The sequence below is a fragment of the Novosphingobium sp. RL4 genome (assembly GCF_035658495.1).
In the GTDB taxonomy this organism is placed as follows: domain Bacteria; phylum Pseudomonadota; class Alphaproteobacteria; order Sphingomonadales; family Sphingomonadaceae; genus Novosphingobium.
This window is the reverse complement of sequence record NZ_CP141944.1, coordinates 64,502-89,848: the sequence shown is the minus strand read 5'-3', so window position 1 is coordinate 89,848 and position 25,347 is coordinate 64,502. Positions and strand designations below refer to the sequence as shown.

Sequence of the window (25,347 nt, the reverse complement as noted above, 5' to 3'; positions counted from 1 at the left end):
CGAACAGCTCGGGCCGAAGGTGCCGTTTATGAGTTTACGACCTAGTTCCCCACCAGCACGAACGGCGCCCAGATCGCCGGATGGGCCGCGCCCGCCACGCTCCGGTCGCCCAGCACATCGAGTTGGGCCCGGCGCAGCGCTTCGGCGCGGCGGGTATGTCCACGCGCGCCTTTCACCGTGGCCAGTGTCAGCCGGCTGGCGACATCGTCCCGCACCGGCCAGTGCGACAGCAGCAGCGAACGGGCGCCGGCGGAAATGAAGGCCTGTGCCAGGCCGGAATAAGTCGGCGCATTCTCGCTGTCGCCCGCACTGGTGTCGCAGGCGGAAAGGATCACCCAGTCCGCGTCGAGCTTGAGCCGCGCGATTTCCGAGGCCGTGAGCAACCCGTCTTCGGACCCGCCCGCATCGGCGGGAGGCGTCAGGACGAGCGCGGGTTCGAGCATGTTGCGATAGGCGCCGCCCACCAGTCCGTGCGTGGCGAAGGCGATCACCCCCGCCCGGTCCAGCGGCGCGGCCTTGACCGCTGCCTCGGTGGCGCCGGAGCCGAGGAGCAGCCGGCGTTCGCCCCTGAAGGTTGCGGCCATCGCGGCAAGCTCATTCCCGGCGCCGGGCAGGCTCGGCAGGCCGGGGAGAGCGGAGACTACCGTGGCGACGGCATCAGAGGCATCGGCATCGGGATTTCGCAGCACCGGAGCGCCGATGCCGACGAATCCGCGCCGGCCGGCTCTTCGCGATGTACCGGATGACAGCGTGGAAGCGCTTATCAGGGTGCCGACGGCGTGAGTCCTCACCAGCCACGGGGTTTCGCGCAGGGCTTGTGGATCGCTGTCCGATCCACGGGGCGGTGCGGTGACGAGCAGGTCGAACGGCAGCGCGGCCAGGGTGCCCTGCGCGAGGACGGCCAACTCTTCGCGGTCATGCACGGCGCGCGCGATAGGGGTAGGGAACAGCAGCGTGTAGAGTTCGTGGGCAGCCTGCCGGTCGAAAGCGGATCGGCCGTCCGTTAGCACGCCTTCCTCGATCGATCCGCGCAGGCGGCGTTGCAGGTCCAGCAGGCGGCGCGGTGTTACCGGCACCAGCGCGGAAGCGATGCCCCCGCGCGTGACCGCAAGCACGACCAGACCTTCGGCATCCTGTCCGTAAAGGAGAACCGCCTGATCGCCGCGCAAGTGTGCGCGGGTGGCGATGAGCCCGGCGGGGGTCAGGCTGGACAGCGCGGTATGGCCGGGGACGAGCCGCGCGATCTCGGCATCGAGCCGGAAAAGGCGCGTTTCCGATGCGGCGAGCTTTTCCTCAGCATCTGGGGACAGGCTTTGGCCGTCGCCGGTCGCCCGGTCACGTTCTCGGCGCAGGGCGCGCAGTTCGGCGGCTTCGTTGCGGTAGGCGCGAATGGCCTCTTCGGCTTCGGGGCCATGGCCGCCGCGATAGGGGCCTGCGCCGCCGAACGCGGTCTGGAGGTCCCCCATTCCCGCCATCTGGAGGGCGCCGAACGCGGTTTCCATGTCCCCTGCGGCAAGCGCCACGCGGCTTTCGAGCACGAAGAGCCCCGAAGCCTGATCGCGCAGGCGCACCGAGCCCGCAGCAGGGGATGCCCGGTCCAGCAAATGTTCGCGCAAGGTAGCCAGGACGGGTTTCAGCCGTTCGAGCGCACCGACCGGATCGCCCTGACGCGCATCGATAAGACCCCGCAGCGCGAGACCGGAGATGCGATCAAGATTGGCGGCCTGCGCCCGCTTCGCATAGCCCGCGTTGACGTGATCGAGCAGCGCCAGCGCGCTTTTTGGATCGCCCGTCAGATTGAGCATCTTGGCGAGGCTGAATTCGGCCCACAGCACTTCGGGATCGTCGGGAGAGGCCGCGTTGCGGCGAGCCAGCGCCAGTGCCTTGCGATAGAGGGCCAGCGCGGTTTCGGTTTCTCCGTCGTCCCGCGCGATGCGTGCGATCTGGCCGAAGATGTTGGCGCCCGACATCGACTGGCCCGAAGGTGGCAATGCCTCGAAGATCGCTGCCGAGCGCTCGTAGAAAGGACGCGCTTCTTCGGAAAAACCGGCGAGGTCGAGCGAGTAGGCCAGCGCATTGAGCGAATAGCCGACGTCGCGCTGGTCAGGCGAAGGGTTCGCCATGCGCAAGTCCAGCGCGCGGCGCAGGATCGGGGTGGCCCGTCCGTAGAGGCCGGCATCGTTGAGCGCGGCCCCCAGTGCATTGAGCGATGCCAGCGTGATCCGGTGTCCCTTGCCAAGGCGAGCCTCGGCCCAGCTGGCGGCATCGCGGGCGGCATCGACGGCGGAGGCGGAATCGCCTGCCTGTATGCGAAGGGTCGACAGCGTGATGCCGTAGATGGCCGGATTTTCGAGGTTCGTTCCGGTGCGCTCCGCAGCGGCGCGGCTGATGGCGAGGGCCTGCTCGACTTTCGGGATCGCCTCCAGCGGCAGGCCGCGTCGATAGTCGATCACCGCGAGCCCGTAGAGCGCGGCGGCATATTCGCTGCTGCCCGGCCCGGAGATCTCCTCGGCGATCGCGAGAGCGCGCTGTTTGTAGCCGTGGGCCTCGTCGAGCTTTCCGAGGCTGGAGAGCGCGGAACCGATATTGTTGACGATGTCGGCCCGGCGCGGTGTCATCGGTTGGCCGCGAGCGGTCATTTCCGCATCGAACCGGCGGAAGACGGCGAGCGCTTCCGCGTAGCGGCCGAGCCAGAACAGGGCTTCGCCGCGCGTGGCATCGGCAAGAAGCAGGTCCACAGGGTCGAGGCCCCGGATTTCGCGCGCCTTTGCGAGCAGCGCGTCGATCCGGTTCAGCGCGGCTTGCGGGTCGCCTGAGGTGTCATAGTCGGCAAGGGCATGAAGCTCGCTGGCGAGCTGGCCCGGCAAAGGTGCAGGACGGGCCATGGCCGTGCCTGACCCGCCCATTGCCGTCCCCGCCAGGAGGCATGCTGTCAGGCCTGCCCAGAGCCGCATCGTCATCGTCGCCCCCGACCGGAAGAATTCATCGCTTCGGGGCCAGCCCCGATTTCCGGTACGATGTTCGTCAAGCACAGGAATGCGGCCTGACGGCAAGGATGTAATTGTTCTTCGGCGGGAATCGCAGCTTTCGAGAGCGGCTTCGATGCGGCCTGCCGTCAGTCGCCCGTGGCGACGGGACGCGCCGGATCGGCGATCCACTCGCTCCACGAGCCGGGATAGAGATGTGGTTCGGCCAGCCCCGCCACGGCCATGGCGAGTGCATTGTGGCAGGCGGTTACGCCCGAACCGCAACTGAGTATCGCGGGCCGGCCGCCGAGCAGGTCGCTGAAGCGGGCGGCAAGTTCCTCGGCGGAACGGAAGCGTCCGTCCGGCCCGAGGTTGTCCCGGAAGAACCGGTTTCGCGCGCCCGGGATGTGCCCGGCAACGGGGTCGATCGGATTGGGATCGCCCCGGAACCGCGACGGATCGCGGGCGTCAAGCGTCTGCGCGGCGCCGGTTTCGATATTTGCGAGCACTTGCGCGGCATTTACCGGGGCGGGCACCAGCGGCTCGCCCGCAACGAAAGTACCCGGTGCGCAGGGGGCAGGCTCTCCGGTTTCGATCGGCAGGCCTGCCGCCACCCAAGCCTGCTTGCCGCCGTCCAGCACGGCGACCGGGGCATGGCCGACCCAGCGCAGCAGCCACCAGGCGCGGGCGGCCCAGGCCCCGCCGCTGGAATCGCAGGTGACGACCTGCTGTCCCGGCTTCAGTCCCTGTCCGCGCAGGAACGCGGCGAGCGCGACCGGGGCGGGCAGCGGATGGCGACCGTTGGTACCGTCCGGCGGCCCGGCCAGGTCGTCGTCGAGATGGGCATGGCGCGCGCCGGGAAGGTGCCCGGCGCGATAGCTTTCGCGGCCCTTGTCTGGCTGGCCCAGCTCGAAGTCGCAGTCGAGGATCAGCACGTCCTCCCCGGAAGCCAGCAGGTCATGGAGTTGGGAGACGGAAATCAGCGTTTCATATGCCATGGGTCAGCCTTGGGTCAGCCACGGAGAATGGCCGGTGCAATCGTGCGGCAGGTAGGACGGGGAAGGCGCGATGTCGACGCCTCCCGTCCCGAATTACGGTCGCATCGCCGGCTTAGCCGAGCAGGGATTCGATCTCGTCTATCGTCTGGCCGAAGCCGGCGATGAGATCGCGGTAGGGCTGGGGGCTGGTCATGTCGAGACCGGCCCGTTTGAGGATCGCCGTGGGATGGTCCGAGCCGCCCGCGCGCAGCACGTCGAGATAGCGTTCGCGCTCCGCGTTTCCTCCCTTGAGGATGGCATTGGCGAACCATGTCCCCGCAGTGATCGAGGTGGCGTACTGGTAGACGTAGAAGAAGCTGAAGAAGTGCGGGATATAGGCCCATTCGATCGCATAGGGTTCGTCGATCACGAAATCCGGGCCGTGATAGCGTTTCAGCAGATCGAGATAGACCCTCGTCAGGCTCTCGCCGGAAAGGCCCTGACCAGCCTCCGCCATCTCGTGCATCTTCAGTTCGAACTCCGCGAACATCGTTTGCCGGAAGTAAGTGCCGCGCAGCCCTTCCAGCCGCATGCCGAGGTAGTAGATGCGCTCCTGCTTCGTCTTGGCCTGGTCCAGCATGTAGTCGGTGAGCAGCAGTTCGTTGCAGGTCGAGGCGATTTCCGCCGTGAAAGTGGGATAGTCCGCCAGTTCGAACGGCTGGGCTGACTTCGCCAGCAGGCTGTGCATGGCATGGCCCCACTCGTGCGCGTAAGTGGACAGACCTTCGTAGTTCTCGCCGAGGTTGAGTAGCAGGTAGGGGTGCACGTCGTAGACGGAGCCGTTCATGTAGGCGCCGGACGTCTTGCCGGGCCGGGGAAGCGGATCCATCCAGCGGGCCGCGGTCGCCTCGCCCAGCTGCTTCACGTAATCCGGCCCGAGCGGGGCGACGGCTTTCAGCGTGATGTTGCGCATGTCGGTGAGCGTGAACTTGCGGTCGAGGCTGACCAGCGGCGGGTAGATGTCGTAATAATGGATATCCGGCAGGTTCAGCATCTTGCGGCGGAGCTGGAAATAGCGGTGAAGCTGGGGAAGCCCTTCGTTCGTGGCCGATACGAGCGTGCGGTAGACGGTCTCGGGCACATCGTCGTCCGCCTGGGCCATGGCGAGCGAATTGGGGTATTTGCGGATGCGCGCCTCGAACACGTCGCCCTTGAGCTTGGCGGCCATGGCGGCGCCCAGCGAGCTTTCGAATTTGCCCATCTCTCCGAAGTAGGCATCGAACACCTTCTTGCGGTCCTCGCGGTTCGCGGCATCCCGGGTAAGCGAATAGCCCTGGCTGTCGAGCCGGGTTTCGCGTCCGTCCGAAAGGGTGATCGTGGGCCAGGGGATGTCCGAGTTGAACAACTGTTCGCGGATCGTGCCGGGACCGGAGAGCGGCGACGATGCGGCCGCGAGGATCTGCTCGCCCTGTGTGTCGAGCGTGTGGTCGGCCTTGCGCAGGGTATTGCGCAGCGAGAAGGCGAAGCGGCGCTTCAGCGCATCGTTGGAGGCGATGAAGCGCTCCACCTTGTCCTTGCCCGCGGCGAGGATTTCCGGGCTGGTCCAGGCGGTTGCCTCGCCGAAGGCGGCGAACATGTCCTGCACCTGGGCCTGACGTTCCTGGTTGGGGGCGATGCGCAGGTCCTCGTCGGCCTTGAGCGCGGCATAAGTGTAGACGCGGATCGCCTTGAGAGTGACGGCGGAGATGTCCTCAAGCACTTTCGCCATGGCCTCGGCGCTCTGGCCGAGCGTGCCCTTGTATGCGGCAAGGCGGGGCAGGGCATCCATCACCTGCTTGCGGGCGGTTTCCCAGCTTGCAAGGTCGGGATAGAGATCAGTGAGATCCCAGGCGGCAAGATCGTTCGTGGCGGCGCTGGCGAGACCGGGCAATGCCGATACGAGCGGAAGCGCGGCAGCCAGTCCCAGGGCGCCGCGGCGGTCGAGTTCGATCATGTGGAGTGTGTCCCTTGATGCCTGCCGGCAAGGCGCGGCAAGCCGATGCCATGAGGCTAGGTCGTAAACTCATAAACGGCACCATCGAGGTTTGAGGCAAAATGGCTCAGCGCCAGGAGGGAAGGTGATGGAATATGTCGATATTTCAAGCCTTCCCGACGCAGCGCTGGGCCATTTTGGTCAAATCCCGAAGGGACGCCCAAATGGCTTCCATCTCGGGCCTAAGCTGCCTTGGACGGGCAACCAGCCCGCCCGGCGTCAGCTTCGGCCCGAGCTGTTCGCCATTTGGGCGCCTCGATGGCGCCGTTTATGAGTTTACGACCTAGACCGCTTGCCGCGCAGTGCAAGCCGGAAGCCGTCGTTGGTCGATCAAGGTTGGCGGTTCATCGATGGCGAGGGCCGGACCGGCTCCGCGCCAAAGCGAACGGGCCGGGCTTCCTTTCGGAAACCCGGCCCGTTTCAATGCCTTCGAAGGTGCGGCCGGTCAGGCCAGTGCGGCCTTCAGTGCATCGGCAAGGTCGGTGCGTTCCCAGGGGAACAGGTCGCCTTCCGGCTTGCGGCCGAAGTGGCCATAGGCCGCGGTCTTGCCGTAGATCGGCTTGTTCAGGCCAAGGCCGACGCGGATACCGCGCGGGGTCAGGCCGCCAAGCGCGTCAGCCGCGACCTTGGTGATCGCCACTTCGAGTTCGGCATCGCTGGCCTTGCCGGTGCCGTGCGTGTCGACGTAGAGCGAAAGCGGCTCGGAAACGCCGATCGCATAGGCGATCTGGATCGTGCAGCGCTTGGCCAGGCCCGCCGCGACGACGTTCTTGGCGAGGTAGCGGGTGACATAGGCAGCCGAACGGTCGACCTTCGTCGGGTCCTTGCCCGAGAAAGCGCCGCCGCCATGCGGGGCCGCGCCGCCGTAAGTGTCGACGATGATCTTGCGGCCGGTCAGGCCGGCGTCGCCGTCAGGGCCGCCGATTTCGAACTTGCCGGTCGGGTTGATGTGGAACTTGGTGTTCTCGGTGACGAAGCCCGCGGGCAGGATCTCGCCCACGGCCTTCTTCACGTAAGCCTTGAGTTCCGCATCCTTCGCGCCTTCGTGGTAGCCGGCCTTGTGCTGCGTCGAGACGACCACGGCGGTTGCTTCCACCGGCACGCCGTCCTTGAAGCGCAGGGTCACCTGGCTCTTGGCGTCGGGTTCGAGGAACGGCGCGGTGCCCGAATGGCGGTCCGCCGCGAGGCGTTCGAGGATCTTGTGGCTGTAGTCGAGCGTGGCCGGCATGAGGTCCGGCGTCTCGTCGCAGGCGAAACCGAACATGATGCCCTGGTCGCCTGCGCCTTCGTCCTTGTTGCCGGCCGAGTCCACGCCTTGCGCGATGTCCGCGCTCTGCGGGTGCAGGTGGTTTTCGAACAGCAGGTCCTGCCAGTGGAAGCCGGCCTGTTCGTAGCCGATGCGCTTCACGGTTTCACGGACGATGTGCTGGATTTCCTCCTGCGCGCCATCTTCCCAGTGGCCGTCCTTGTCGATCATGCCCTTGCCACGCACTTCGCCGGCGAGGACGACGCGCTGGGTGGTGGTCAGGGTTTCGCAGGCGACGCGGGCTTCCGGGTCCTTCGACAGGAAGAGATCGACGATGGCGTCGGAAATCTGGTCCGAAACCTTGTCGGGATGGCCTTCCGAGACGCTCTCGGAGGTGAAGACATAGTCATTGCGCATCGTGACACCACATATAAAGAAATCTTTATGTGGTTACGGGTCTACCCGCGCCGACGCCGGAGCGCAATAACGGAAACCGCAACAAGCCAGAAACCGAGGGCAAGCGTCAGCGGCAGCAGGTTGCCGAACCGTGCGAACGGCGTGGGCTCGTGAGGCGGCGGAATGCTTCCGTCGAGCCTTCCTGCGCTATGCCAGGGGACATACGAGCGCACGATACCATCGGCATCGATCACGGCGCTGATCCCGGTCGTGGTCGAGCGCATGACGGGCAGGCCTTCCTCGATAGCACGAAGCCGGGCCTGGGCGAGGTGCTGCGGCGGGCCCCAGCTCCCGAACCAGCCGTCGTTGGACGGGTTGAAGATATAGTCAGGTCTTACGCGGGGATCGACGACCTGCCCGCTGAAGACGATCTCGTAGCAGATCTGGATGCCGGCCTTGCCCCATTCGCCGAAGTCGACGGTGCGCGGGCCCGGGCCGGGCCAGAAGTCTAGGTTTCCCGCTACGAACCGGGTGGCGCCAAGGGGTTCGAGCAGCCAGCGCAGGGCAAGGTACTCGCCGTAGGGGACCAGATGCGCCTTGGAATAGCTTGCCAGCAGGTTGCCATTGCCGTCGATCGCGGAAACCGAGTTGCGGGCGGCCACGGCCTGATCGCCCTCCATCACCAGATCCACCGCACCGGTCATCAGCAGGCCGTAAGGGCCGATTACCCGCCCGATCCGCTCGCGGGCGAGAACCGGGTCTCCGGCATATGTGTACATGCGGTAGAGGAAGGGGGGATAACCATCGCGAATATAGTCCCCAAGGCCGGATTCCGGCCAGAGGATGAGGCGCCTGTCCCCCGGCGAGCGGGGAACGGAAAGGCGCGCCAGTTGCACGAAATTGGCCTCGTAAAGGCGCGGATCGTCGATCCGTTCCTGCCGGATGTCGGGCTGGACCAGCGTGAAGCGGATCGCTCCCTCGCTGCGCTGTGCCCAGGGATCGGGCTGCGCCATCAGCATCGTGAGCGGGATGTAGACGGCGAATCCGGGCAGCACCCAGCTCCAGCGTGCAGGGCCTTTGAAGCTGCGGATCATCCGCCAGAGCAAGCCGGGGAGGCAGGCGATCAGGACCAGCAGGCCGGAAAGACCGTAAGTCCCCACCCACGGTGCCGCCAGCGCGAGGCCGCGGCTTTGGAAGCCGCCGAGCAGAGCCACGCCGAGCGGGTTCCAGGCAAAGCCGGTGAAGACCCAGGCGCGCAGCCATTCGCTCACGATCCAGGCGGCGGCGAGTGCCAGCGCGAGAATGAGGAAGGCGCCCGGCCCCGGCACATCACGCGGACCGTCCCTGCGGCCGCGATCCAGCCTCAGCAGCAACCAGCCCGCCAGCGCGGCGAGGCCGGGATAGATCGCGAGGTAGAGCGACAGCAGGAATACCGCGATCATCCCCAGCCAGGCGGGCATGGAGGCCTGGTAAGTGAATGCCGTGGCGATCCAGTTGTCCCCCAGGGTGAAGTGCCCGAGGCCGAAGCACCAGCCGATCAGCAGGGCGCGTCGCCATCCCGGCGCACGTGTGATCAGTTCGGCAAGCCAGGCCACGCCGAGCAACGTCAGCGGCCAGAGTGCGAGGGGCTGGAAGCCGCAGGCCGCCATGGCCCCGGCGAGAATCGCTGCAAACCCCGCCGCAAGGCGCGGATGGCGGTTCAGGAAGTCCATTGCGGGTTTCAGAACCGGGCCTCGCGCCGTAGGGAATCCATTGCTGCGGCTATGTACGGGCAAGATGGCCGGAAGCAAGCGGAGTTCGCGCCGGGTTCGCTTCTTGCCGGCGGGATGAAACGCCAACGGCCCACGTCTCGCCTTGTGGCGGGACGTGGGCCGTGGATCGGAACGTCAGCGAATGCGCGCCAAGCGCATTCGCGTTTCGTTTCAGGAGTTGACCGCTTCCAGCGGGCTGTCGCCACCTTCGTCGGCCGGGGTAGCGGCCTTGCGGGTACGGCGACGGCGCGGTTTTTCCTCGGCGGTTTCATCGGACTTCACATCGTCCGACTTTTCGGCCGCGGGCTTTTCCGCGGCGGCCTTGGGCGTCCGCTTGGCGGGCGCAGCCGAAATCGCGGGAGGCAGGATGGCCGGGTCGAGGTTGGCCGCAGGTTCGGCAGCAGCAACATCGGCGGAGGCCGCGTTGCTTTCGCCTTCGCCGCCGGCCTCTTCACGGGTGCGACGCGGCTTGCGCTGCTTCAGGCCGCGCGAAGGGCGGTTGTCACGCACGAAGGGGTTTTCGGCCGGTTCGTAGACCGAACGCTCGGGCTCGGCTTCGTTACCGGTCGCCTCGGCGGTCGGTTCCTCGGCTTGCTGCTCGGCGCGCGGAGCACGGTCCTGACGCTGCGGACGGTCCTGGCGGTCGAAGCTGCGTTCCTGACGTTCAGGGCGTTCCTGCCGCTCAGGTCGATCCTGGCGTTCGGGACGTTCCTGCCGCTCAGGTCGATCCTGGCGTTCGGGACGTTCCTGCCGCTCGGGACGTTCCTGCCGCTCCTGGCTGGCAGGCGCATCGTAATCGCCATATTCGTCCGTGCCGTAGTCATCGCCGTAATCCGACGAACGATCGTCGCGGCGCGGCTGGCGCGAATCTTCCTGGCGCTGCTTCTGGTCGGCGATCACGCGAAAATAGTGGTCCGCGAACTGAAGGTAATATTCCTCAGTCACGCGGTCGCCATTGAGATGCGCGTCATGTGCCAGCTTGCGATACTTCTCCAGCAGCTGCGGCGCATTGCCGCGAGCCCTGCTGTCGATCCGATTGGTCTGCTGGCCGCCTTGCTGGCGATTATTACCGCGGCCACGCCGACGGTTGTTACCACGATTATTATTCAAGGATTTATTTCCTCAAAACCCAGGGCACCGGCCTGTTCCCGTCGGGCCGATCTGCCACACGTCACATGATCACGGATCGCCCCCGAGTGCCGTGAACTCCACTGTTGCCCGGTCGAGGCGTTTCCGTCCGCGACTGTCTGCAAGTGATGGAGGCGAACCGTCCGCATGGGAAATTCCATCCATGTACCGGTTCGCCGTAATCCTTAGGCATTCCGGACGGCGATTCCAAGTGAAAACTTACGCGGCTGTTGAAAACTCCAACACTCTCGGACGATTACCGAGGTCGCGGTGGAGACGGCTGGCGAGGCCGGCAAGCTGGCCGATCTCGGCGACGGATTCGGCCTGTTCATGACCGATCTCCACGAGGGCGACGCCGCCGGGCGCCAGCAGGCCGGGCAATTGCGGTATCAGAATCCGGTAGTCATCAAGGCCCAGTTCGCCGGAATAAAGTGCGCTGGCAGGCTCATAGGAGGCGACCGAGCGATCGAGTTCCACCGTCGTCTCGACATAGGGCGGATTGGCCAGCACGAGATCGAAGGGCCCGCCGAGGGCATCGGCCCAGTCGCTGAGGAGCCAGTCCGCCGCAACCATGCGCGCGCGATCGGCAAGGCCGAGGGCTTGTGCATTCGCCTTCGCGGTGGCGAGGGCGCCGGGCGAACTGTCCATGCCCACGCCGCGGGCCTGCGGGAGGTTCGCGAGCACAGCCAGGAGCAGCGCGCCCGATCCGGTGCCGCAGTCGAGCACGGAACGGGCATCGGGGCGGGCCGCAAGGGCGGCTTCGACGAGAACTTCCGAATCGCCGCGCGGAATGAGCACGTCGGGGCCGACCGTGAAGGGCAGGCCGAAGAATTCCTGTTGGCCGGTGATATAGGCGACCGGTTCGTGCTCCGCCCGGCGTGCAACCAGCGCGGCGAAGCCGGCGGGGGCATCGTCGCGCATGCGGGAAAGCAGCAGGGACGAGCGCGAAGTGTGCAGGGCATGGGCCATGAGCACTTCGGCATCCAGCCGGGCGGTGTCGCTGGTCGCGGCAAGGCGCTCCGCTGCGTCGCGGATCGCCTCGCCGACTGTTTTTTCAGGCATCCATCGCGGCGAGGCGCTTGGCCTCGTCCTCGGCGATCAGCGCGTCGATCATTTCGGCAAGGCCCGGCCCTTCGAGGATTTCCGGCAGGCGGTGCAGCGTCAGGTTGATACGGTGATCGGTGACGCGCCCCTGCGGGAAATTGTAGGTACGGATGCGTTCGGAGCGGTCACCCGAGCCGACCATGGCCTTGCGGGCCTCGGCCTCGGCGTCATGGGCCTCGTCACGCATCTTCTCGTAGAGGCGCGCGCGCAGAACCTGCATGGCCTTGGCCTTGTTCTTGTGCTGGCTGCGCTCGTCCTGGCAGATCACCACGAGATTGGTGGGCAGGTGAGTGATGCGCACCGCCGAATCGGTCGTGTTGACGTGCTGGCCGCCCGCGCCGGAAGCGCGGTAGATATCGATCTTGAGGTCCTTGTCCTCGATCTGGACATCCACCTCGCTCGGTTCGGGCAGCACCGCGACCGTGGCGGCGGAGGTATGGATCCGGCCGCCCGATTCCGTGACCGGCACGCGCTGTACGCGGTGGACGCCGCTTTCGAACTTGAGTTTGGCGAAAACGCCCGAGCCGGTAACGTTGGCGACGACTTCCTTGAAGCCGCCGACGTCGCTGGCGTTGGCGCTGACCATTTCGACCCGCCAGCCCTGCTCGGCGGCATAGCGCTCGTACATGCGGTAGAGATCGGCCGCGAAAAGCGCGGCTTCATCGCCGCCGGTTCCGGCGCGGATTTCCAGCATGGCCGGGCGGACGTCGGCCGCATCGCGCGGCAACATGGCGATGGCGAGCTGACGTTCGGTTTCGGGCAACTGGCCCTTGAGGCGGAAGATTTCCTCCTCGGCCAGTGCGCGCATGTCGGGGTCCGGGTCTTCCAGGGTTTGGAGCGATACCAGTTCGCCGCGCATCGACACGACTTCAGCGGCAACGCGCGCCACCGGTTCCAGTTCGGCATAATCGCGGCTGGCGGCGACGAAGGCGTCGCCTTCCAGCGTACCCGAGGCAAGGCGTGCCTCAAGTTCCGCGAAACGCGCGGCGATCTGGCCGAGGCGGGCGTCGGAAATGCTCACGGGTGGACCGACTGGAGAACCTGCTCGACCGCGAGGTATTCGGCGGTCGGCTCGGCCGCGCGCAGGTTTGCGCTCGGCAGGCCATCCTTCGTGCCGAACGAGACGAGCACCCGGGCGCCCATCTTCACGGCCTTGTCGAAGCGCTTGCGGGCGCTGCCGGTGGCGACCATCTCGGCGTCGAGGCCCTGGAAGCGCAGCGCGGTGATGACCTTCTGGGCATAACCCAGCGCGGCATCGTCCTCCACTGCGAGAACCACGGTCAGCGGGGCTTCGGTAAGCGTGCCGGCATCGGCGACGAGCATCGACAGGCGCTCGATCCCCGCAGCCCAGCCGACTGCTGGCGTAGCCGGGCCGCCAAGGCTTTCCATCAGACCGTCATAGCGGCCGCCGCCCAGCACCGTGCCCTGCGCGCCAAGCCGGTCGGTCACGAATTCGAAGGCGGTGTGGCGATAGTAGTCAAGCCCGCGAACCAGCGAAGGCGCGCGCTCGTAAGCCACGCCGGCAGCGTCGAGGCCGTGAGTCACCGCGCCGAAGAAGTCCTGTGCCTCGGCCGAGAGGAAATCGTCGATCCGGGGCGCGTCGCTGACGAAAACCTTGTCGCGCGGGTCCTTGGAATCGAGGATGCGCAGCGGATTGCGCTCCAGGCGGTCCTGCGAATCTTCCGAAAGCGCATCCTTGTGGGCGCGGAAGTATTCGATCAGCGCGGCGCGCCAGGCTTCGCGGCTGGCAACGTCGCCCAGGGTGTTGAGCTGGAGCGTGACGCCGTCCGAAATTCCCAGCTCCTTGAGGAGGTGGTCGGCCATGACCAGCAGTTCCACGTCGGCGAGCGGTTCGGGCGAGCCGATCAGTTCGGCGTCGATCTGGTGGAACTGGCGGTAACGGCCCTTTTGCGGGCGTTCGTAGCGGAACAGCGGCCCATGCGTGGCCAGCTTGACCGGGGCGAACTGCTTCCAGCCGTTGGTCAGGTAGGCGCGGGCGATGCCGGCGGTGAATTCCGGGCGCAGGGTCAGCGATTCGCCGCCGCGATCCTCGAACGAGTACATTTCCTTGGACACGACGTCGGTCGTCTCGCCGATCGAGCGGGAGAACACTTCGGTCTTCTCGAAGACCGGCATTTCGGCGCGGCGAAAACGATAGAGCTTGCGGACGCGTTCGAACGTCTCGACAACGTGCGCGAAAGCCTCGGCGTCGATGCCGAAGATATCCTGGGTTCCGCGGATCGCCTGAGGCGTCTTGCCCAGGGGGGTGTTGCTCGGTGTGCTGCTCATGACGCGCGCGCTTAGCCCGATTGGAGCGGCGGGGAAAGTGGCCCCGATCCGTTTAGTGGATTGGACGGTTGCCAAATCCGGCAACTGTCGCAAAGAATGACGTAATGAAATATCGTTCCGCGGTCGTCACGCTCCTCGCCCTACTTTCCGTTTCAACCCCCGCCCTCGCGCAGGAATCCGCCCAGCGGAGCCGGCCGATGGCGCCCGCGTTGCCCGCGCCGCTGCCGGCTGCGCAGGACAAGGCTTATGCCGGTACCATCTCGCTCGACATCGACGCCAGCGATGTCGTCCACGGCGTCTACCGGGTCACGCAGCAGTTCCCGGTCGCGTCGGGGACCGACAAGCTGACCCTCGTCCAGCCGAGCTGGCTGCCGGGCAATCACTCGCCGACCGGCCCCGCTGCGCTGCTCGCGCAGATCCATTTCCTTGCCGACGGCAAGGAGATCAAGTGGCAGCGCGACACCGTGGCCGTGAATGCCTTCCATCTGGAGCTTCCGGCCGGAACGCAGGTCGTCACGGCGAAGTTCATCCACACCTCGCCGGTGCAGGCCAAGGAAGGCCGCATCACGATGACGCAGGAAATGCTCAACCTCCAGTGGGAGAAGATGAGCCTTTATCCCTCGGGCTACTACACCCGCGGCGTGACCGTGAAGCCGACCGTGAAGTTCCCGGCCGGCTGGACCGTCTACACCTCGCTCGACGGGAAAGTGCAGCAGGGCGACAGCGTGACCTGGACGGCGACCGACTATGAGCGCCTGGTCGACGAGCCGGTCTTCGCGGGCAAGTACGCCCAGCGCTGGGATCTGGGCCATGACGTCAGCATGGATGTCGTTGCCGACGAGGCGAAGCTGCTCGGCATCAAGCCCGAGAACATGAAGGCTTATCGCAATCTCGTGTCGGAAGCGCTGCTGACGTTCGGCGCGCGCCATTTCGACCACTACGACTTCCTGCTGGCACTGACCGACCGCATGGGCGGGATCGGCCTCGAGCACCATCGTTCGAGCGAGAACCAGATGGAGCCCAAGGTCTGGACCGACTGGGACAAGATGGACTGGGATCGCAACGTGATCCCGCATGAATTCGTCCATAGCTGGAACGGAAAGTACCGCCGCCCGGCCGACCTCTGGACGCCGGACTACCAGCAGCCGATGCAGAACACGTTGCTCTGGGTCTATGAGGGCCAGACCCAGTTCTGGGGCTACATCCTCGCGGCGCGCTCGGGCGTGCAGACCAAGCAGACGATCCTCGACACGCTGGCAGGCGCTGTCGCGCGCTATTCGGAAGCGACGCCGGGTCGCGGCTGGCGTTCGGTGGAGGACACCACTTTCGCGCCGGTCCTCAACATGCGCCGTCCGCTGCCCTACACTTCCGTCACCCGCACCGAGGATTATTACGTTGAAGGTGCGCTGACCTGGCTCGAAGCGGATCAGATCATCCGCCAGGGCACCGGCGGCAAGAAGGGCCTCGATGATTTCGCAAAGGCCTTCTTCGGCGTGCGCGATGGCGACTGGGGCGAATTGACGTATGATTTCGACGAAGTCGCCAGGACGCTGAACGGCGTCTATCCTTACGACTGGGCCGGTTTCCTCAAGACCCGCATCTATGACACCAACCAGCCGGCGCCGACCAAGGGCATCGAGATGGGGGGCTACAAGCTGGTCTGGAAGGACACGCAGAACGGCTACGACAAGGGCGTTTCGGATTCGCGCAAGTCGCTCGACCTTACGTATTCGCTGGGCGTGACGCTGGATAACGAAGGCACTGTGACCGGCGCGGTGTTCGACGGGCTTGGCTACAATGCCGGTCTCGTCAGCGGCGTGAAGGTCGTGGCGGTGAACGGCACGGCCTATAGCGGCGAAGTCGTCAAGGATGCGATCACGGCGGCGAAGACGGCGAAGGAGCCGATCTCGCTGCTGGTCAAGCGCGGCGACGCATTCAGCACCGTGGCGCTGGATTATCACGGCGGCCTGCGTTGGCCCTGGCTGGAAAGCACCACGCCGGGCAAGGTCAACGGGCTTGATCGCCTGCTGGCGCCGCGCGGGAAGTAACCGGCACGAAGTGACCGCATTCAGGTAAGTTGCGGAAACTTATAGCGTAACCCGGGGGATGGCACGTGCCGTTCTCCGGGTTACGCATTTCTGCGAGGCGCAATCCCGCGTTCCGGGCTCCATCGCAGCGGCGCAAGTGTCGCAAACGATGCGCCGCAAGTGCGAGAAGGCGGTTGCGATGCATTAACCGCAAGGCTAAGCCCCCCGGTCAAAGATGAACCGGCACGCCTGACCCGTGCCTGTAAATGAAGGACCAACATGCGCATCGACATGATTCCTGTCGGCAAGAACCCGCCGGAGAGCCTGAACGTCATCATCGAGGTTCCCGTTGGTGGTGAGCCCGTGAAGTATGAGTTCGACAAGGACTCGGGCGCGCTGTTCGTCGATCGTATCCTGCACACGCCGATGCGTTACCCCGCCAACTACGGTTTCGTGCCGCACACGCTTTCGCCCGACGGCGATCCGCTTGATGCGCTGGTCGTTGCCCGCTCGCCCTTCGTGCCCGGCTCGGTCGTGCGCGTTCGCCCGATCGCGGTGCTGAACCTGGAAGACGAGCACGGCGGCGACGAGAAGCTGGTCTGCGTTCCCGACGACGCCACCTTCCCCTATTATTCCGACGTTCAGGAAAAGGGCGATCTGCCGCCGATCGTGTTCAGCCAGATCGAGCACTTCTTCACCCACTACAAGGATCTCGAAAAGGAGAAGTGGGTGCGCGTCGGAACCTGGGGCGGCGCCGATGAAGCGCGGCAGATCGTCATCGAGGCGATCGAGCGCTATAACACCGAAGGCAAGGGCGCTCAGGCCTGATTCGAATTTAGCAGTTCCACCACCCCCCATGTGGAACGAGGGCCGGCGGTGCAAACCGTCGGCCCTTTATGTTTCGGCACCTTATGTTTCGGCCGTGGGTTCAGGTAACCACGCGCCCGCCGTTGACGCCGATGGTCTGGCCGGTGACGTAGCCGGTATCCTCGTGGCACAGCCAGGCACATGCATTGGCGATATCGTTCGGTTCGCCAAGACGGCGCACGGGCACCGATTGGAGCAGGACTTCGGTCGGGATCTGGAAGCGGTCGCGATTGGCTTCCGACATGATCGTGCCCATTACCGAGCCGGGCGGGATATTGTTCACGGTGATCCCGAGGGGGCCGAATTCCTGCGCCATGGAGCGGGTCATCGTCACGACCGCGCCCTTCGAGGAGGAATAGGGGATCATGTTTATCGCCCCGGTTTGCGCACTCGATGAAGAGATGTTGACGATGCGGCCCCAGTGCGCCGCCTTCATGTCCGGCAGGCATTCCTGGGTCATGATGAAGAGCCCGCGCACGTTGACCGCATAGATGAAGTCCCAGCGCTCGTCGGTGAGTTCCTCGAACGGCGTGAAATCGGTGACGCCGGCATTGTTGACGAGGATCGAGATCGGGCCGAGCTTTTCGCGCACCTGATCCACGGCGGCTTTCACCGAGGCGCGGTTCGACACATCCGCGCCAAGCGCGAGCGCGGTCCCGCCGGCTTCGCGGATGGCCCTGACGGTGTCTTCGCAGCGCTCCGCATCGAGATCGAGCACGGCGACCGCCACGCCCTCCCTGGCCAGGCGCTTGGCGCAAGCGGCGCCGATTCCGGCGGCGGCGCCGGTGACGATGGCAACCTTGTAGGACATTATCCAGTCTCCCGTTCCGGCGCCTGTGCGCCCGATTTTTTCGTGGGAGCAGGCTAGACGGGAACGGAACCCGCCAGAAGAGCCGGGCTGAACTTGTGTTCAATTATTCGCCGGGGCGAAAGGAGAAGTCCCGGCACATGATCGCCGCACTCCGCCGAACGGCCGGTTCCGCGGCAATTCATCGCGTTGAGGGGGGGGGGGAGCAGGGGCGCCGCGCAAATCGGGCGCCCCTGCCATCGTCCTGGCGTCAGGCCGCCGGTTTGATCCCCATGCAGAGATATTTCACTTCCATGTAGTCATCGAGCCCGTAGTGCGAACCTTCGCGCCCCAGACCCGATTGCTTCACGCCGCCGAACGGCGCGACCTCGGTGGAGATGAGGCCGGTGTTGATGCCCACCATGCCCGCTTCCAGCGCTTCGGCGACGCGCCACACGCGGCTGATGTCCGAGGCGTAGAAATAGCTGGCCAGGCCGAACTCCGTGTCGTTGGCCATGCGGATGGCGTCGGCCTCTTCCTTGAAGCGGATCACCCCGGCGAGCGGTCCGAAGGTTTCCTCGCGTGCCAGCTTCATGTCGGGCTTCACCCCGGCGATCACCGTGGGGTTGAAGAACGAGCCTCCGCGTTCGTTGCGCTGGCCGCCGGCAAGCACCGTGGCACCGCCGTCGATGGCGTCCTTGAGGTGCTCCTCGACCTTCTCGACAGCCTTCTCGTCGATCAGCGGGCCGACCTCGGTGCCCGAATCGAGCCCGTAGCCGACCTTTATGGCCGAGACGCGCCCGGCCAGCTTCTCGACGAATTCGTCATAGACGCCGTCCTGGACGTAGAACCGGTTGGTGCAGACGCAGGTCTGGCCGCCGTTGCGGAACTTGGAGATCATCGCGCCGTCGATCGCGGCATCGACGTCGGCATCGTCGAACACGAGGAACGGCGCATTGCCGCCCAGTTCCATCGAGCATTTCTTGATGGTTTCGGCGCATTCGCGCAGCAGGTCGCGGCCGATCTCGGTCGAGCCGGTGAACGTCAGCTTGGACACCTTCGGGCTGGAGGTGAGCGCGCCGCCGATCTGCCCGGCGCTGCCGGTGACGACGTTGACGACTCCCGCCGGAATGCCGGCCATCTCGCAGAGCTGGGCGATGGCCAGCGCCGAATAGGGCGTGGCCGATGCCGGTTTGATAACGATGGTGCAGCCCGCCGCCAGCGCCGGGCCGAGCTTGCGGGTGATCATGGCATTGGGGAAGTTCCAGGGCGTGATCGCGGCGACCACGCCAACGCCCTGCTTGATGCAGACGATGCGGCGATCCGGGGCATGGCCGGGGATCACGTCGCCATAGGCGCGCTTGCCCTCTTCGGCGAACCATTCGATGAAGCTGGCGCCATAGGCGATCTCGCCCCGGCCTTCGGCCAGCGGCTTGCCCTGTTCGCGGGTGAGCAGTTCGCCCAGGTCGTCCTGGTGCTGGAGCATCAGCTCGTAGAGCTTGCGCATCAGCTTCGCACGCTCTCCGGCCGTCTTCGCCCGCCAGGCCGGGAGGGCCTTCTCGGCCGCGTCAATCGCGCGGGCGGTTTCGTCACCCGCCATCTTGGGAACCGTGCCCAGGACGGCGCCGGTGCCGGGATCGGTCACTTCGAGAGTCGCGCCGGAATCGGCATCGCACCACTTGCCGTCGATGTAGCACTGCTGCCGGAGGAAGTCGGTGTACGCCATTTCGTGCAGGTCCTCGCTGGTTGCGGCGGCGCTGGCGCGCCGGCCTCTCGTTGCGGGCATGGAATAGGGATAGCCCGGCGAAGTGACAACCGCCGGCACGGCGCGAGGCTGCGCCAGCGTGGACGCGATTGACGCACCGAAACTCCTCGGATAGCCTCATCTGCGAACATAAATTCACAATAACGAATAATGGAGAGAGGCTCTGGACTGCGCAGGCCCCCCGGCAGGCACGAACGCCAGCCCCTCAGCCGGCTACGTCGGCGGTGTGTTCCTTGCCGGAGAAGGCGCCCGTTTCGAGGTGCTGGACCCCTCCGACGAAAGCGTCGTGGCGGTCCTTTCCGGGCTGTCGGCAGGGCAGGTGGAAGCCGGGATTTCCGCGGCCCGCGCGGCTTTTGACAGCGGCGAATGGCCGCATTTGCCGATGGCGGCGCGCGCCGCAGTGATGACCCGCTTCGCTGCGTCGCTGGAAGATCGTGCCGACCGGCTGAAAGACCTCGCGATCCGTGAAGCGGGCTGTCCGGTCGGCTCAACGGTGATGGGCGCGCAAGTCCAGGCGCCGTTGCGGATGGCGCGGGAAATCATCGATCTGATTCTCCGCCTGCCGGAGATCGAGGACAACCCCTTGCCCCTGCACGAGCGGGTCAACGCCCATTTCGCGGTGCAGAGCGTGAAGCGCTGGTCGCCGATCGGCGTGGTGGCGGGGATCTCGGCGTACAACGTGCCGTTCTACACCGCGCTCTGGAAGGTCGTGCCTGCGCTGATGGCGGGCAACACGGTCATCCTGCGGCCCAATCCGCTGACGCCGCTTTCCGCGCTGGTCTTCGCCGAGGCGGCCGAGGAAGCGGGCCTGCCGCAAGGTGTATTCAACCTCGTGATCGAAGCGGGCGTCGAGGGCGCGCAGGCCCTGACCAGCGATCCGCGCGTGGACATGGTGAGCTTCACCGGCTCCTCCGCCGTGGGTGTGGAGGTCGCGAAGCAGGCGGCGGCTACGTTGAAGCGGCTGGTGCTCGAACTCGGCGGCAAGTCCGCGCAGATCTACCTGCCGGATTCGGTGGACCGCGCGGCCATGGCGGCGATGAGCGTCTGCACCTCGCACGCCGGGCAGGGCTGCGTGCTCGGCACCCGCGTCTTCGTGCCGCAGGAAAGCAAGGCCGAGGTGCTGGAGGCGATGGCGAAATTGCTGTCCGGCGTGAAGATCGGCGCGGCCAGCGACCCGGCGACCCAGCTTGGCCCGGTCGTCAGCGCCGCCCAGCGCGCGCGGTGCGAGCACTTCGTTGCCGCCGCCGTCGCGGGAGGCGGCCGCGTGGTCTGCGGAGGCAAGCGACCCGATGGGCTGGAGAAGGGCTATTTCTTCGAGCCCACCGTGCTCGACCTGCCCGACAACGCCAACCCAGCCGCGCAGGAGGAGATCTTCGGGCCGGTGGTTTCGGTGATCGGCTACCGCGACCTCGATCACGCGGTGGAAATGGCCAATGACAGCCGCTTCGGCCTGTCCGGCTGGGTCCACGGCAAGGACAAGGTCAAGGCGCTGGAAGTGGGGCTGAAGATCCGCAGCGGCGCGGTGAACGTCAACGGTGCGCTCGCTTCCAGTCATGCCAGCGGCGGCGGCATCAAGATGAGCGGCCTTGGCCGCGAGCGCGGCGTCGAGGGGCTGCGCGAATTCCAGATCATGACCACGCTGAATATTGGCGGGTAGGAGAGGACCGGGATGCAAGGACTGCTCGAAGGCAAAGTCGCACTGATTACCGGGGCCGGATCGGGTGTGGGCCGCGCCGCCTGTCTGCTTTTTGCGGAACACGGCGCCAAAGTGATTGCGGCGGACGTAAACGCGGACGAAGCGGTCGCCACCGCTGCGATGGTGCGGGCTGAGGGCGGCGAGGCCATCGCCGTGGCATGCGACGTTTCCGATCCCGCGTCGGTCGATCACGCCGTGGCAGCGGGCGTGGAGGCGTTCGGACGGCTGGACTGCATCTACAACAACGCCGGGATCACCATCAGCCCGGTCCCCGGCAAGGGCCTGCGCAGCCTGATCGAGTGCGAGGACGAGGAGATGCGCCGCGTCTCCGAAGTCAACGTTATGGGCGTGGTCCACGGTTGCCAGTCGGCTATCCGGCAGTTCGAGAGGCAGGCCAAGGACGGACTGGGCGGCGGGGCCATCGTCTCCACCGCTTCGGTTGCCGGGCTGATCGGCTATGGCGGGGTGTTCTACGGCGCCACCAAGGGCGCGGTGGTGCAGCTTACCCGCGCGCTCGCCATTGAAGTGGCGGAAAAGGGCATCCGCGTGAACGCGGTCTGTCCGGCGGGCATGCTCACCCACTATGCCGGGATGGACCCCGACAGCGAGCACCGCGACCGCATCCTGGAAGGCATGGGCCGCGTCCATCCGCTGGGCCGCGCCATCGATCCGCGCGACACCGCTTCGGCGGCGCTGTTTCTCTGTTCCGATCTCGCAAGCAACGTGACCGGCGTGAACCTTCCCGTGGACGGGGGGCTCTCGGCCGGCCGAAAGGTAGGAGGCTGACCATGGCGACCTGTCCCTATTCGGGTAACGATTCCCGCTCCAACGCGCTCGCATCGCTGCTGTCCGACAATCCGCGCTATGCGGAGATGTTCGATGTCGACAAAGTGGACGCCAATTCCGGCGTCGACCCGACGCGCGACTATACCGAGGACATGAACCGCCTGCGCGAGGCCGGCGCGGTCCAAAAGGGCACCTTGCGCGAATTGCTGGGCGTGCCGGAAATGGTCTCGATGCTCGGGCCCCCGCGAGAGAACATGACGTTCTTCTCCTATCGCGCCTGCGAGATCGGCTTTCGCGAGAACCAGCTCTATTCCTCCGAGGGTTATAACGAGAGTGCCGGGGTGCGGACGATCGGCACCACGATCCTCTCGATGGTCGGCAAGCCGCACAAGCGCCTGCGCTCCGCCGCGCAGCCGCTGTTCAAGCGGCCCAAGGTGCTGGACTGGTGGAACAAGCGCTGGATCGAGGAGACGGTCGACGTCCTGCTCGACCAGATCAAGGACCGCGAGACGACCGACCTCAACACCGACCTTTGCGCCCGCCTGCCGATGGCCACCGTCACCCGCGCCATCGGGCTGGAGGGCGAGGATGTGATCGAGTTCCGCTACCAGCTCAACCGCGCCACGTTTGGTGCGCGCAACCTGCCGCCCGAGGAAGCGGCCGAGGCCCGCGCCTGGGTTGACGGCACCTTGCGCCGCCTGATCGCGGAGAACCAGCGCGAGCCCGGCGACAACCTGATCGCCGGCCTGATCGCCTGCGAGATCACGCACGAGGACGGCTCCAAGCGCCCGCTCACCGAGGATGAGCTGTTCGGTTACTGCAAGCTCGCCATTTTCGCGGGCGGCGGCACCACCTGGCGGCAACTGGGCATCACTATCGATGCGCTGATGACCCACCGCCATTTCTGGGAGGCCTGCAAGGAAGACCGCAGCCTGATCGACCTTGCGGTGGAAGAGGGCCTGCGCTGGCGAGCCACCGATCCGGTGTTCATGCGCCTTTGCATGGAGGATACCGAGATGGAGGGCGTAAAAGTCCCCGCCGGCACCCGCATCCACTTGTGCCTCGGCGCCGCCAATCACGATCCGACGGTGTTCGAAAAGCCTGAGGAATACGACATCTTCCGCCGCAAGGAGCATCACATGGGCTTCGGCTTTGGCCCGCACCGGTGCCTCGGCATGGATGTCGCCCGGCAGGAGATGGTGGTGGCGATCAACGGCTTGCTCGACCGCTTTCCGAACATGACGCTCGACCCCGCCAAGCCAAAGCCGGAGTATCGCGGACTCGACCATCGCGGCATGTCGGCGGTGACGGTGAAACTGCGGTGAGCGGAACTATGAAGCAGGTGGTGCTGGCACGCTATGCCGCAGGCAATCCGAAGTCATCGGATTTCCGCGTGGAGGATGCGCCGATCCCCGAGCCGGGCGAGGGTGAGGTGCTGCTGCGCACACTGTGGCTGGGTCTCGACCCGCTGATCCGCTTCGCCATCGACGAAAAGCGCCTTTCCGGCGTGACGCAGGTCCATCCCGGAGAGGTCATGTATGGGCCGACGGTGAGCGAAGTCGCCGCCTCCAACCACCCCGGCTATGCGGTGGGGGACGTGGTGGAGGATCGCACCGGCTGGCGCGAATATGCCCTTGTCGCGCCGGACAGGGCCGATTGGCGCGGGCCGCCACGAAAGCTCGATCCCGCGCAGGCACCCGTCTCCACCGCGCTGGGCGCGCTGGGGATGCCGGGGCAGACCGCCCATGCCTGCGTGATCGGCATCGGCCGGGTCGCGGCGGGGGAGACGGTGGTGATCTCGGCCGCGGCCGGCGCGGTGGGCAGCCTTGCCGGGCAGATCGCGAAGATTCGCGGCGCGCGCGTCATCGGTATCGCCGGCGGGCCGGACAAGTGCCGGTGCCTAATCGACCTCGGCTTCGATGCTGCCGCCGATTACAAGGCGCCGGATTTCGCCGAGCAATTGGCCAAGGCGCTGCCCGAAGGTGCGGACGTATTCATCGACAATGTCGGCGGGGACGTGATGCTGGCCGTCCTCCCCCACCTCAAGCGCGGTGCGCGGATGCCGGTTTGCGGTTTCATCGCCTACTACGGTATGGGACTCGAAGGCCCCGGGCCTGACCGTCTGCCCGGATTTTTCCGCGCGATTATGTCCAAGGGTCTGGAGATCAAGGGCTTCGGCGGCTTCCTCGTCGGCGGGCAGCAGGCGCTGGACGACATCGCCGGGTGGATTGCCGAAGGGCGCATCCAATGCCCGGAGGCGGTGGTCGAAGGGCTGGAGGCTGCACCGGCCGCATTCGCCGGGGTGTTTTCTGGCAACAACCATCTAGGCAAGCTGCTGGTGAAGGTGTCAGGCTGATCGGCGAAAACAAAAAATTGCAGGATGCCACCATGACGACCTCAGTTCCAACAGGGCCAATTCCCTCCGCGTCCTACCCGCCGCCCCCGCGCCAGACGGCCAATCCGGCCCCGTTGCGCTCCGTGAACTCGCTGCGCCGCACCTCCAGCATCGATGTCGCCTGGCCCGATGGCGTGGACGGCCAACGCCTCTTCGTCGGCCGCGCGCGCGACTATTTGACCGGCCCGGACGGCACGGGGCGCTCGCTGGCCATGGGCGAATTCTCGCTGCGGATGACCGAGGACAAGACGATCACCCAGATCGCCGCCGATTCCGCTCCGGCAAGCATCGGCGCGCTTGTGGGTGCCCGCGCGGGCGGCCATTTGCGCATGACCCTGCGCGAGATCATGCCCGAACTCATTGCGCGGGCCGATCCGCTCTATCTCGTGCTCGACGATCTTTCCGGCACCGCCCTCGTCTCCTCCTTCGCATGGGGCCAGTGGTTTCCCGAGCGGATGGAAATACTCAGGCAGCGGCTTGGCGGGGGTAATGAAGACAACCCCGTGCTCGCCCAGCGCGCCAATGTCTGCTGGGGGCTGCAGGAGGGGAACAGCGGTGTCACCGGTGATGCCGCGCTGGACAAGGTGGCCGATGCCGATGCAGGCCAATTGCGCAACCCGGCCGATCCGGAGGGCTGGCACGAATTTCTCGAACACGAAGGCCCCGGTTTCCGCCGCGCCCGCCGCATCGATGTGACGCGAGACGGCAACCTGATCCACATCGCCTCCGCCTTTCAGGATAGCGCCAGGCTGCGCGAAGGTGGCCGGGTCGCCATCCACGAATACAACCTTGGCGCAACCGTCGATGCCCAGACGCTGGAAGTGCTGAGCCTCGATCCCGAAGCGCGCATCCTGCCTTTCCGCGAATGCCCCGGCGCCGTCCATAACGTCGCGCGGCTCGTCGGGCGTAATCTGGGCCAGGTGCGCGAGGACGTGCTGGAAATGCTGCGCGGGCCGGAAGGCTGCACGCACCTCAACGACGCCCTGCGTGCGCTGGCCGATGTGCCAAGGCTTGTGGAGGAACTGCGCCAGCCGGCCTGAACTGACCGCGCAAAATCAAGCTCGTCATCCCCGCGCAGGCGGGGATCCAACTGTTCTCGAGGAGCGCGCAACCAAGGCGGGGCTCCCGCCTTCGC

18 protein-coding genes are annotated in these 25,347 nt (G+C 66.1%); 7 read left to right on the top strand and 11 right to left on the bottom strand.

What is annotated here, in order from left to right; genetic code table 11:
• Positions 1 to 41: 41 nt before the first annotated feature.
• The 9 genes from U9J33_RS00410 to hisS form a co-directional block, all read right to left on the bottom strand.
• Positions 42 to 2,885, bottom strand: coding sequence for a CHAT domain-containing tetratricopeptide repeat protein (locus tag U9J33_RS00410; RefSeq protein ID WP_324697127.1), 2,844 nt, complete (start codon positions 2,883 to 2,885; stop codon positions 42 to 44).
• Positions 2,886 to 3,115: 230 nt separating this feature from the next.
• On the bottom strand, positions 3,116 to 3,964 hold the full coding sequence (locus tag U9J33_RS00405) for a sulfurtransferase (protein WP_324697125.1): 849 nt from the start codon (positions 3,962 to 3,964) through the stop codon (positions 3,116 to 3,118).
• A 112-nt stretch (positions 3,965 to 4,076) separates the two neighbouring features.
• Positions 4,077 to 5,936: an oligoendopeptidase F gene (gene pepF, locus U9J33_RS00400; protein ID WP_324697123.1), complete on the bottom strand. Its 1,860-nt coding sequence runs from the start codon at positions 5,934 to 5,936 to the stop codon at positions 4,077 to 4,079.
• A gap of 484 nt (positions 5,937 to 6,420) precedes the next feature.
• Positions 6,421 to 7,638 carry a methionine adenosyltransferase gene (gene metK, locus U9J33_RS00395; protein WP_324697121.1) on the bottom strand — a complete coding sequence of 406 codons (1,218 nt, stop codon included), beginning with the start codon at positions 7,636 to 7,638 and terminating at the stop codon, positions 6,421 to 6,423.
• A 41-nt stretch (positions 7,639 to 7,679) separates the two neighbouring features.
• Positions 7,680 to 9,329 carry an apolipoprotein N-acyltransferase gene (gene lnt, locus U9J33_RS00390; RefSeq protein ID WP_324697119.1) on the bottom strand — a complete coding sequence of 550 codons (1,650 nt, stop codon included), beginning with the start codon at positions 9,327 to 9,329 and terminating at the stop codon, positions 7,680 to 7,682.
• A gap of 210 nt (positions 9,330 to 9,539) precedes the next feature.
• Entirely contained in the window at positions 9,540 to 10,478 is a 939-nt protein-coding gene (locus U9J33_RS00385; protein WP_324697117.1) for a DUF4167 domain-containing protein, read from the bottom strand.
• A 237-nt stretch (positions 10,479 to 10,715) separates the two neighbouring features.
• Positions 10,716 to 11,558, bottom strand: a complete 843-nt coding sequence (gene prmC / locus U9J33_RS00380) for a peptide chain release factor N(5)-glutamine methyltransferase (protein WP_324697115.1) — start codon at positions 11,556 to 11,558, stop codon at positions 10,716 to 10,718.
• Positions 11,551 to 12,621, bottom strand: coding sequence for a peptide chain release factor 1 (gene prfA, locus U9J33_RS00375; protein ID WP_185998494.1), 1,071 nt, complete (start codon positions 12,619 to 12,621; stop codon positions 11,551 to 11,553). Before prfA ends, prmC begins: the two co-directional genes overlap by 8 nt.
• Positions 12,618 to 13,889: a histidine--tRNA ligase gene (gene hisS / locus U9J33_RS00370; protein ID WP_054438345.1), complete on the bottom strand. Its 1,272-nt coding sequence runs from the start codon at positions 13,887 to 13,889 to the stop codon at positions 12,618 to 12,620. The genes prfA and hisS overlap by 4 nt, the downstream gene beginning before the upstream one ends.
• A 104-nt stretch (positions 13,890 to 13,993) precedes the next feature.
• On the opposite strand from hisS, the gene U9J33_RS00365 reads away from it, so the two are divergent.
• The gene (locus U9J33_RS00365) at positions 13,994 to 15,937 is read left to right on the top strand and encodes a M61 family metallopeptidase (protein ID WP_054438344.1); all 1,944 of its coding nucleotides are present in this window, start codon (positions 13,994 to 13,996) and stop codon (positions 15,935 to 15,937) included.
• A gap of 258 nt (positions 15,938 to 16,195) precedes the next feature.
• Complete coding sequence (gene ppa, locus U9J33_RS00360; protein WP_054438342.1) at positions 16,196 to 16,744, top strand: inorganic diphosphatase; 549 nt, start codon at positions 16,196 to 16,198, stop codon at positions 16,742 to 16,744.
• Positions 16,745 to 16,844: 100 nt separating this feature from the next.
• On the opposite strand, the gene U9J33_RS00355 is transcribed toward ppa, so the two are convergent.
• Entirely contained in the window at positions 16,845 to 17,594 is a 750-nt protein-coding gene (locus U9J33_RS00355) for an SDR family NAD(P)-dependent oxidoreductase (protein WP_054438339.1), read from the bottom strand.
• A 247-nt stretch (positions 17,595 to 17,841) separates the two neighbouring features.
• A complete protein-coding gene (locus U9J33_RS00350; protein WP_324699085.1) occupies positions 17,842 to 19,296 on the bottom strand; it encodes an NAD-dependent succinate-semialdehyde dehydrogenase in 1,455 nt (484 codons plus the stop codon).
• A 265-nt stretch (positions 19,297 to 19,561) separates the two neighbouring features.
• On the opposite strand from U9J33_RS00350, the gene U9J33_RS00345 reads away from it, so the two are divergent.
• Genes U9J33_RS00345 through U9J33_RS00325 form a run of 5 tightly spaced genes read left to right on the top strand, consistent with a single transcriptional unit; the run spans position 19,562 to position 25,252 of the window.
• Positions 19,562 to 20,992 carry an aldehyde dehydrogenase family protein gene (locus U9J33_RS00345; RefSeq protein WP_324697110.1) on the top strand — a complete coding sequence of 477 codons (1,431 nt, stop codon included), beginning with the start codon at positions 19,562 to 19,564 and terminating at the stop codon, positions 20,990 to 20,992.
• A gap of 12 nt (positions 20,993 to 21,004) precedes the next feature.
• Positions 21,005 to 21,817: an SDR family oxidoreductase gene (locus U9J33_RS00340; protein ID WP_324697108.1), complete on the top strand. Its 813-nt coding sequence runs from the start codon at positions 21,005 to 21,007 to the stop codon at positions 21,815 to 21,817.
• Between the two features lie 2 nt (positions 21,818 to 21,819).
• Positions 21,820 to 23,142, top strand: a complete 1,323-nt coding sequence (locus U9J33_RS00335; protein WP_324697106.1) for a cytochrome P450 — start codon at positions 21,820 to 21,822, stop codon at positions 23,140 to 23,142.
• Entirely contained in the window at positions 23,139 to 24,173 is a 1,035-nt protein-coding gene (locus U9J33_RS00330; RefSeq protein ID WP_324697104.1) for an NADP-dependent oxidoreductase, read from the top strand. Before U9J33_RS00335 ends, U9J33_RS00330 begins: the two co-directional genes overlap by 4 nt.
• Positions 24,174 to 24,205: 32 nt before the next feature.
• The gene (locus U9J33_RS00325) at positions 24,206 to 25,252 is read left to right on the top strand and encodes a DUF2889 domain-containing protein (RefSeq protein WP_324697102.1); all 1,047 of its coding nucleotides are present in this window, start codon (positions 24,206 to 24,208) and stop codon (positions 25,250 to 25,252) included.
• The last annotated feature ends 95 nt before the right edge of the window (positions 25,253 to 25,347 follow it).